This is a genomic window from Oryzihumus sp. (genome assembly GCF_036391795.1).
In the GTDB taxonomy this organism is placed as follows: domain Bacteria; phylum Actinomycetota; class Actinomycetes; order Actinomycetales; family Dermatophilaceae; genus Oryzihumus.
The window spans coordinates 1-8,893 of the sequence record NZ_DASVZH010000317.1; the positions used below are offsets into that span (position 1 = coordinate 1).

The following is an 8,893-nucleotide window of genomic DNA, read 5'->3' on the forward strand; positions in this document are numbered from 1 at the left end:
GGCAGCGGCCACGCGGGGCGCCGCGAGAGCACGTCGCTGGCCGTGGCGGCGAAGGGCGGCGGGGGCTGGGCGCCGTGGTCCGTCGAGGTCGCCGGGAGCCCGGCCGCAGCGGAGGTGGCCGCTGCGGTCGCGGAGGCCACCCCGTCGGCTGCCGCGTGCCCCGGTGAGCCAGCCTCGGCGGTCAGGGTCAGCAACGCCACGACGATGGCGGCGCGAAGGGCCCGCCTCAGGGGTCGTGGTCGCACGACCGGAAGCATTGCAGCGGGCCGCAGCCACGGGGTGCCGTTTGCGGAAACGCGACGCGCGGGGAATCGCGCCAAATGCGCGGACGGCCCGCGGTGGCGCGACATACCCTCGGTCCATGGGTTGGTGGGACCGGCTGCGTCGCCGGCGCAGGCGGTCCGGCAGCGGTCGAGCCGACGGCCCCGACATGGCGATCGACACGGGCACGGTGCGGGCCTACCTGGCCGAGTTCGCCCGGAGCCGTCGGGGCGTCGAGGCCTACGTCGAGCCGGCGACGAACCTGACCGCCACGACGGTGGTGCTGGTGGCCCACGACGGGGAGTGGACCCGCCGCGCGGTGCCGTCGAAGCAGGCGGCGTTCGAGTTCGCCCGTGCCCTGGGCATCCCGGTCTACGACGTGCACCTGACGGGATACCCCCGCCGGATGCGTGAGTGGACCTCCCGCCAGCGACGGCGCTGAACGCCCGGGGCCCGCCACGAGAGGATGGGCGCAATGCCTTCCCGACACGCGCTGCTCGCCACCGTCACCGCCGCGACCCTGCTGGGGGCGGCTGCTGCCGGCGGATGCGCCACGCGACCGCCGAGGCGCGCGGTGACGACGTCGGCCTCCCGGTCAGAGGTCACCCAGCCCAGCTCGACCACGCCCTCCACGAGCACGCCCACCCGGCGACCCTCGTCGCCGGCCGTGGCCCCGCCGGCACCCGACCCGGCCCGCACCGCGCTGGCCCGGATGACGCTTGCGCAGCGGGTCGGCCAGCTGTTCATGGTGGGCTCGCCGGCCACCTCGCCGAGCCCGGCCACGCTGGCCGCGGTCAGCCGGCTGCACGTCGGCAACGTCATGCTCACCGGTCGCAGCTACGCGGGCACGGCCGCGCCGGCCCGGACGGCCCGGGCCCTGCGCGCGAACGCGACCGCTGCCGGGGTCGGGATGTTCGTGGCCACGGACCAGGAGGGCGGCCAGGTCCAGGTGCTCCAGGGACCGGGTATCCCGGCCATGCCCGCCGCACTGAGCCAGGGAGGGATGGCCCCGGCCCGGCTGCAGGCCCTGGCCGGAGGGTGGGGCCGTCAGCTGCGTGCGGCGGGGGTCAACCTCGACCTCGCCCCCGTGCTCGACGTCGTGCCCGGGGCCGCCGCGGCCCGCACCAACCCGCCGGTCGGGGCGCTCGGCCGGGAGTACGGCTACACCCCGGCAACGGTGGCCAGCCACGGCCTGGCCTTCGCGGCGGGGATGCGCTCGGTCGGCGTCGACGTGGCGGTCAAGCACTTCCCCGGGCTGGGGCGCGTCCACCAGAACACCGACACCAGCGCCCGCGTCACCGACGAGGTCACCACCCGGCACGACCCGTTCCTCGTGCCCTTCGCCGCGGCGGTCCGCGCCGGGGCACCCTTCGTCATGATCTCGACCGCCACCTACACCCGGGTCGACCCGGCGCGGCCGGCGGCGTTCTCGCCGACCGTCATCGGCGGCATGCTGCGCCACGACCTCGGCTTCGGTGGCGTGGTGATCTCCGACGACCTCGCCAACGCCCGCCAGGTGTCGGCCTGGACCCCGGGCGCCCGCGCGGTCGGGTTCCTCTCCGCCGGCGGCGACATGGTCCTCGTGGTGGATGCCGCACCAGTGGCCGCGATGCAGCGCGCGGTGCTGGCGCGGGCCGGTGCCGACGCGACCTTCCGGGCCAAGGTCGATGCCGCCGCACTGCGCGTCCTGCGGGCCAAGGCGGCGGCGCACCTGCTGCCCTGAGCGACGCCCGGCATGGGCCTCCGGCCGGCCCGCTCGCAGGAGGCGCCGACCCGCGCCAGCGGCCCCCGCCTTCACACCGCGAAGCGCTCCAGGTAGCCGCTCACGAGGTCGACGCCCCGGGCGATGAGGCTCTCCTCGCCGTGCAGGTCGTGCTCGAAGGCCAGCTCGAACACGCGGTCGCCCACCTCGACGGCGAGCTCGACGTCGCGCACCGGGGTGTCAGGGCGCAGCAGTCCCGCCTCGACGGCGAAGCCGTGCAGCATCGCCGCGACGCGTCGGTTGTGCTCCCGGCAGAAGTCCTTCACCGCTGCATTGGTGCGGCTGCGCCACCAGATCACGACGAAGCCCGGACGCTGGTGGTAGACGGAGACGAAGGCCCGCATCGTCGCCTCGACGACGGAGCGGACGTCCGGGTGCTGCAGCCCCGTGACCGCCTCGGCGACCCGGGCATCCATCTCGGCGGTGTCGCGGTGCACCAGCGCCAGGACGATCGCGTCGCGGCCGGTGAAGTACTGGTAGATCGACGCCACCGGCACCCCGGCCCGGGCGGCGATGGCGCGGGTCGACAGCCCGCCGACACCCTGCTCGACCACCAGCTCGGCCGCCGCGTCGAGGACCAGCTCCACCCGCTCCCGGCTGCGCCGCTGGGTCGGCGCGCGACGGTCGCCCGGTGCGGTCGTGGGGGCCGTCTCGCCCCGTGTCCGTGCTGTTGCGGCTGACATGACCGAAGTGTACAAAGAGCAGAACCTGAATCACGTTCATGTTCCAAGGGAGTCGTCAATGGGCGCGGACCCGGGTGTCGTCGTCATCGGGGCAGGACCGGGCGGGTTGGCCACCGCCGCCGAGCTCGGCAGGCGCGGGATCGCCGCCGTCGTGCTCGAACGGGCCGCGAAGCCGGCAGCGAGCTGGCGGGCCCACTACGACCGGCTGCACCTGCACACCCCGAGGTTCCTCTCGCACCTGCCAGGGCTGCGGATCCCTGCGGAGGAGGGGCGCTGGGTCTCCCGCGACGGCGTGGTGCGCTACCTCGACCGCTACGTGGAGCACCACGGGATCAGGGTCCGCACGGCGGTGGAGGTCACCCGGGTCGACCGGCACGCCGGGGCCTGGCTGGTGCATACGGCATCGGGTGACGTGCCGGCGGCGGCCGTCGTCGTGGCCACAGGCCACAACCACACCCCCCACGTGCCGCAGTGGCCGGGCCTCGCCGGCTTCACCGGCGAGGTGGCCCACGCCGCGGGCTATCGCAACGGGCAGCCGTATGCCGGTCGCGACGTCCTCGTGGTCGGCGCCGGCAACACCGGCGCGGAGGTCGCCGTCGACCTGGTGGAGCACGGGGCGCGGCAGGTGTGGCTCGCGGTGCGCACGCCACCGCACATCCTGCGCCGACAGACCTTCGGCGTGCCGGCCACCCTGGGGGGCGTGGTGATGCGGCACCTGCCCCCACGGGTTGCCGACGCCCTCATTGAGCCGTTGCGGCGCCGGAGCGTCCCGGACCTGACGGCGCACGGGCTGCCCGACCCCGGGCCGGGCGCGTACGCGCGGGCGGCCCGGGGCGAGATCCCGGTGCTCGACGTCGGCCTCGTCGACGCGGTCCGGGACGGCCGCGTGGAGCCCGTGGCCGGGGTGACCGGCTTCGACGGCTCGCGTGTCCTGCTGGCCGACGGGTCGAGCGTGGAGCCGGAGGTCGTCATCGCAGCCACGGGCTACCGGCGCGGCCTCGAGCCCCTGGTCGGCCACCTCGGCGTGCTGGACCGCACGGGGCGGCCGGTGCCGCGCGGCGCACGCACGCTCCCGGCCGCGCCCGGGCTGTACTTCGTCGGGTTCGCCAACCCGGTCAGCGGGATGTTCCGTGAGATCGGGATCGAGGCCCGACGTGTGGCTCGGGCGGTCGAGGAGGGGCGGCCGCCCGGGGACGGCGGTCCAGCCGCGCGACGGCGGCGCCCGCCGGATCCTGCTGTCCCCGAACCGTTGTCGCGGCCGGTCTCCGGCGCGGCGGACGACGCCGCCAACGCCACGACGGCGGAGGCTGCGGGGGTGGCGTCATGACCGGGATCAGCCGTCGGCGCTTGCTGGAGGGGCTGGCCGGCACCGGGTTGCTCGGCGCAGCCGGGCTGGCCTCCGTTGTCCCGTCGTCGGCCGCGGTGCGGGCCCCGTCGCACCCGGCACGCGGCATACCGGCTGGGGCGGGGTCGGGAACTGGGCCGCTGCCCTCCAGGGTCGACGTGGTCGTCGTCGGGGCCGGCATCTCGGGGCTCGTGGCAGCGCGCGAGCTGCGGCGGGCCGGGCGGACGGTGCAGGTGCTCGAGGCACGGGACCGGGTCGGGGGCCGGGTGCTCAACCACCCCCTGTCCGGTGGCCAGGTGATCGAGTCCGGCGGCGCGTTCGTCGGGCCGACCCAGGACCATGTGCTCGCGCTGCTGGAGGAGCTCGGCATCGCGACCTTCAAGGAGTACGACCGGGGGCAGAACGTCTATGTCGCGCACGGGCTCACGCTGCGCTACACCGGCACCGTCCCGCCCGACCCGACGATCCTGCCCGACGCCGCCAGGTTGCAGCTGCAGCTGGACGACATGGCCAGGCAGGTGCCGGTCGCCGCCCCGTGGGAGGCGCCGCAGGCCGCCGAGTGGGACGCGAAGAGCTTCGACACCTGGCTGCGGGAGAACACCGCCAACCCCGCGACCCGCACCCTCCTGCTGTCGTGGCTGCAGCCGCTGGTGGGGGCCGACCCGGCCGAGATGTCGCTGCTCTACCTCGTCTGGTACGTCGCCACCGCTGGGAACGCCGACCACCCCGGCACGTTCGAGCGGTCGGCGAGCACCGGGGGCGGGGCCCAGGACTCCCGGGTGGTGGGCGGGTCGGGCCGGATCCCGCTGCGCCTGGCCGATCAGCTCGGCGACGCGGTCGCGCTCGGGGCGCCGGTGCGCCGGATCGGTCAGGACGACGGTGGGGTCGAGGTCGTCACGGACCGCGGGACCGTCACTGCCTCCCGGGTCGTCGTGGCCGTCCCGCCGCCGCTGGCCGCCGCGATCGACTGGGCACCGGCCCTGCCGCCGTTGCACGCCCAGCTGCTGCACCGCCTGCCGATGGGCAGCCTGATGAAGTGCGACGCGGTCTACGAGCGGCCGTTCTGGCGTGAGGCCGGCCTGTCCGGTCAGGGCCTGATCGACTCGGGTCCGGTGCGGGTCAGCTTCGACAACAGCCCGCCGGACGGGAGCGTCGGGGTGCTGCTGGGGTTCGTCGGCGGATCGACCTGGCGCGACTGGGGCAACCGGCCGCTCGCCGAGCGCCGCCAGGGGATCCTGCAGGCGTTCGCACAGATCGTGGGTCCGCAGGCCCTGGACGCGGTCGACTACGTCGAGCACGACTGGACCCACGAGCCGTGGTCCACCGGCGGGCCGACCGCCGTCGCGGGCACCGGCGTCATCACCGGCTATGGGCGGCACATCCGTGAGCCGCACGGTCGGGTGCACTGGGCCGGCACGGAGACGGCGACGTACTGGACCGGCTACATGGACGGGGCCGTCAGCGCCGGGCTGCGCGCAGCGCGCGAGGTGCTGGACGCCGGCTGAACGGGACGTAATCCGGTGGTGGGCGCGGGGCGCCCGTGCCAGTGTGGGCCGCACGACCGACGCAGGAGGTTACGCATGTCCGCCAGTCACGAAGGCTCCCACGACAGCCCGGGCGACGACGTCAAGGCGAAGTTCCGCGAGGCACTGGAGCGCAAGCACGCGCACGGCGGCCGGGACGTCTCCGGGGGTGGGGACCACTCCAAGGTCCACGACGCCCACGGACCCGCGCGGGCCCAGCAGATGTTCCGCCGCAAGAGCGGCTGAACCACCCGGCATACCGCAGCGACGCCGGCCACCTCCGCCCAGGAGGTGGCCGGCGTCGTCATGTCTGCCGCGGCGCGGGCGGGGTCAGCCCGCGGTGGCGTAGCGCTCCAGGACCGCCACCAGGGTGGCGACACCGAAGCCGGTGGCGCCCTTGTGCGTGTAGCCCCACGGGCCGGACTCGTTGAAGGACGGGCCGGCGATGTCGAGGTGCGCCCACGGGATGCGAGCGTCGCTCTTGTCCTGCTGCGGGATGAACTCGCCGAGGAAGATGCCGGCGGTGAGCATGCCGCCGAACTTGTCGCCCTTGTGCGCGATGTCGGCGATCTGGCTGTCGAGGTTGGGGCGCATGTCGGTCGGCAGCGGCATCGGCCACAGGGCGTCGCCGGTGCTGTTGCCGGCGTCGCGGACGAGGTCACGCAGGGCGTCGTCGTTGGCCATGACGGCGGCGACGCGGTTGCCGAGCGCGATCTGCTGGGCGCCGGTGAGGGTGGCGATGTCGAGGATCGCGTCGGGCTTCTTCTCGCCGGCGAGGACGAGGCCGTCGGCCATGACCATGCGGCCCTCGGCGTCGGTGTCGATGATCTCGACGGTCTTGCCGCCGCGCATCGTAACGACGTCGCCCGGGCGCTGGGCGTTGCCGCCGGGCATGTTCTCGGCCAGGCACAGGTAGCCGGTGACCGCCACCGGCAGCTGCAGCTCGGCCGCGGCGAGGACCGCGGCGGCCACGGCTGCGGCGCCGGCCATGTCGGACTTCATGGTCAGCATCGAGGCCGGGGGCTTGATGCACAGGCCGCCGGAGTCGAACGTGATGCCCTTGCCGACGAGGGCGATGTGCGCCTTGGCCTTGCTCGGCGCGTAGGTCATCGTGACGATCCGGGGCGGGTTGGCCGAGCCCTGGCCGACACCCATGATCCCGCCGAAGCCGCCCTTGAGCAGCGCCTTGTCGTCGAGCACCGAGACCTTGACGTCGGTCTTGGCGGCGCGCTCCTTGACCGAGTCGGCGAAGGTCTGCGGGTAGAGCAGGTTCGGCGCGGTGTTGACCAGGTCGCGGGCGTAGGCGCGGGCCTCGGCCAGGGCGCCTGCCCGTGTGACCGCCGCCTTGACGTCCTTGGCACGGGCGTCCGCGGACAGGACGGTCAGGGCGCTCGGCGGCGTGCTGGGGGCGGGCTGGCTGCGGTGGCCGGCGAAGGCGTAGGCGCCGTACAGCGCGCCCTCGCTGACCGCGCCGACGGCCGCGGCGCCCTCACCGGGCAGGGCCAGGGCGACCTTGGCGACGCCGCTGAGGGCGCGGGTGGCCGAGCCGGCGGCCCGGCGCAGGACCTCGTGGTCCCAGGCGCCACGGGCCGGGGCGGCACCCAGGCCGGTCAGCACGACCAGCGGGGCGGCCACGCCGGGGACGGCCGGCAGCTTGATGACCTCGTCCGGGGTGCCCTTGGCGGACAGCGCCTTCAGCGCGTTCGTCAGGTGCTCACCGGTGGCCCTGGACAGGCCGTGGCCGGGCGCCAGGGCGGCGCCGGAGTCGGCCTTGACGGTGGCGAGGACGAGGGCGTCGACCTTGAGGTCGCTCGCCGGGCGGTCGGAGACGGTCAGCGTCGTCACGGGGGTCCATTTCGTCGGGGACGGACAGGGCGGGCGCGGGTCGCCCACGGGTGTCGTGTGCGGGGTCCGGGCCGCGGTCGTGCGCGGGTCCGCGCGCGTCCACCGCCCGAGGATAGCCAGAGGGGTCGGGCGGTAGGTTGCCGCTCATGACCTCGCACCTGTTGACCTCGCCGCTGCACGACCGCCACGTGGCCCTCGGGGCCAAGATGGCCGACTTCGGCGGCTGGGAGATGCCGATCGAGTACCCCGGTGGCGGCGTCGTGCGCGAGCACACCGCGGTCCGCGAGCGAGTGGGCCTCTTCGACGTCAGCCACCTCGGCAAGGCCAGCGTGCGCGGCCCGGGCGCGGCGGAGTTCGTCAACGCCTGCCTGACCAACGACCTGGGCCGGATCGCCCCGGGCAAGGCGCAGTACACCCTGTGCTGCGACGAGACCGGCGGCGTGGTCGACGACCTCATCGCCTACCTCAAGGCCGACGACGACGTCTTCCTCATCCCCAACGCCGCCAACACCGCCGAGGTCGTGCGGCGCCTGGCGGCTGCGGCGCCCGAGGGCGTCACCGTGGAGAACCTCCACGACCGCTACGGCGTCATCGCCGTGCAGGGCACCCACAGCGACGAGGTCCTGCAGGCGCTGGGCCTGCCGACCGGGCACGACTACATGTCCTTCGCCGAGGCCGACTGGCAGGGCCGGCCGGTGATCGTCTGCCGCACCGGCTACACCGGTGAGCGCGGCTACGAGCTGGTCCCGCTGTGGGAGGACACCCCCGCGCTGTGGGACGCGCTGGTCGAGGCGGCCGCGGGGTTCGACGGGCTGCCCTGCGGCCTGGGTGCGCGGGACACCCTGCGCACCGAGATGGGCTACCCGCTGCACGGCAACGACCTCAGCCTCGACATCACCCCGGTGCAGGCGCGCGCCGGGTGGGCCGTGGGCTGGAAGAAACCCGCCTTCTGGGGCCGCGACGCGCTGCTGGCCGAGAAGCAGGCCGGCGCGCGGCGTACCTCCTGGGGTCTGCTGGCTACCGGCCGCGGTATCCCGCGTGCCCACTGCGAGGTGCGCTCACCCTCCGGTGAGGTGATCGGGGAGGTCACCTCCGGCACGTTCTCGCCGACCCTGAAGCAGGGCATCGCGTTGGCGCTGCTGGCACCGTCGGTGGCCGAGGGCGACACCGTGGTCATCGACGTGCGCGGCCGTGACCTCGAGGCCAAGGTCGTCAAGCCGCCGTTCGTGCAGGTCCAGGTCCGCGGGGCGTAGTCAGCCCGCGTGGGGCAGGAGCACCGCGGCCACGGTGAGGGAGGCCGCGGTGCCGAGCTCGACCACGGCGCCGAGGACGTCGCCGGTGACGCCTCCCAGTCGGGTGGTGCACCGGCGCAGCACCGCGGCCGCCGCGACCACCCCACCGGCCCACATGGCGGGGCCGAGCCACCCGGCGGCGCCGGCCAGGGCCACGGCCACCCAGGCGAGGACGAGGGCGC

The 8,893-nt window shown here is 74.9% G+C and carries 10 protein-coding genes; 6 read left to right on the forward strand and 4 right to left on the reverse strand.

What is annotated here, in order from left to right:
- Window positions 1–245 (reverse strand): hypothetical protein (locus VF825_RS19200; protein ID WP_331116419.1); only part of this gene is annotated, 245 nt, incomplete at its 3' end.
- 116 nt (window positions 246–361) lie between these two features.
- On the opposite strand from VF825_RS19200, the gene VF825_RS19205 reads away from it, so the two are divergent.
- Together VF825_RS19205 and VF825_RS19210 are read left to right on the forward strand one after the other, a co-directional pair.
- On the forward strand, window positions 362–703 hold the full coding sequence (locus VF825_RS19205; protein ID WP_331116421.1) for a hypothetical protein: 342 nt from the start codon (window positions 362–364) through the stop codon (window positions 701–703).
- A gap of 33 nt (window positions 704–736) precedes the next feature.
- The gene (locus tag VF825_RS19210) at window positions 737–1,984 is read left to right on the forward strand and encodes a glycoside hydrolase family 3 N-terminal domain-containing protein (RefSeq protein WP_331116423.1); all 1,248 of its coding nucleotides are present in this window, start codon (window positions 737–739) and stop codon (window positions 1,982–1,984) included.
- Window positions 1,985–2,055: 71 nt separating this feature from the next.
- Here the strand turns inward: VF825_RS19210 and VF825_RS19215 are convergent, their stop codons facing one another.
- Window positions 2,056–2,706, reverse strand: a complete 651-nt coding sequence (locus VF825_RS19215; RefSeq protein WP_331116425.1) for a TetR/AcrR family transcriptional regulator — start codon at window positions 2,704–2,706, stop codon at window positions 2,056–2,058.
- 58 nt (window positions 2,707–2,764) lie between these two features.
- Between VF825_RS19215 and VF825_RS19220 the strand changes: the two genes are divergently transcribed.
- The 3 genes from VF825_RS19220 to VF825_RS19230 all read left to right on the forward strand — a co-directional run bounded on the left by VF825_RS19220 (window position 2,765) and on the right by VF825_RS19230 (window position 5,820).
- Entirely contained in the window at window positions 2,765–4,033 is a 1,269-nt protein-coding gene (locus VF825_RS19220; protein WP_331116427.1) for an NAD(P)/FAD-dependent oxidoreductase, read from the forward strand.
- On the forward strand, window positions 4,030–5,556 hold the full coding sequence (locus VF825_RS19225) for a flavin monoamine oxidase family protein (RefSeq protein WP_331116429.1): 1,527 nt from the start codon (window positions 4,030–4,032) through the stop codon (window positions 5,554–5,556). Before VF825_RS19220 ends, VF825_RS19225 begins: the two co-directional genes overlap by 4 nt.
- Before the next feature lie 75 nt (window positions 5,557–5,631).
- Window positions 5,632–5,820, forward strand: a complete 189-nt coding sequence (locus VF825_RS19230) for a DUF5302 domain-containing protein (protein ID WP_331116431.1) — start codon at window positions 5,632–5,634, stop codon at window positions 5,818–5,820.
- Between the two features lie 84 nt (window positions 5,821–5,904).
- On the opposite strand, the gene VF825_RS19235 is transcribed toward VF825_RS19230, so the two are convergent.
- The gene (locus VF825_RS19235) at window positions 5,905–7,419 is read right to left on the reverse strand and encodes a leucyl aminopeptidase (RefSeq protein WP_331116433.1); all 1,515 of its coding nucleotides are present in this window, start codon (window positions 7,417–7,419) and stop codon (window positions 5,905–5,907) included.
- 146 nt (window positions 7,420–7,565) lie between these two features.
- Here VF825_RS19235 and gcvT point away from each other — a divergent pair, with 146 nt between their 5' ends.
- Window positions 7,566–8,672, forward strand: a complete 1,107-nt coding sequence (gene gcvT, locus VF825_RS19240) for a glycine cleavage system aminomethyltransferase GcvT (RefSeq protein ID WP_331116435.1) — start codon at window positions 7,566–7,568, stop codon at window positions 8,670–8,672.
- Here the strand turns inward: gcvT and VF825_RS19245 are convergent.
- The coding region (locus tag VF825_RS19245; protein WP_331116437.1) for an adenosylcobinamide-GDP ribazoletransferase at window positions 8,673–8,893 on the reverse strand (221 nt) is incomplete at its 5' end.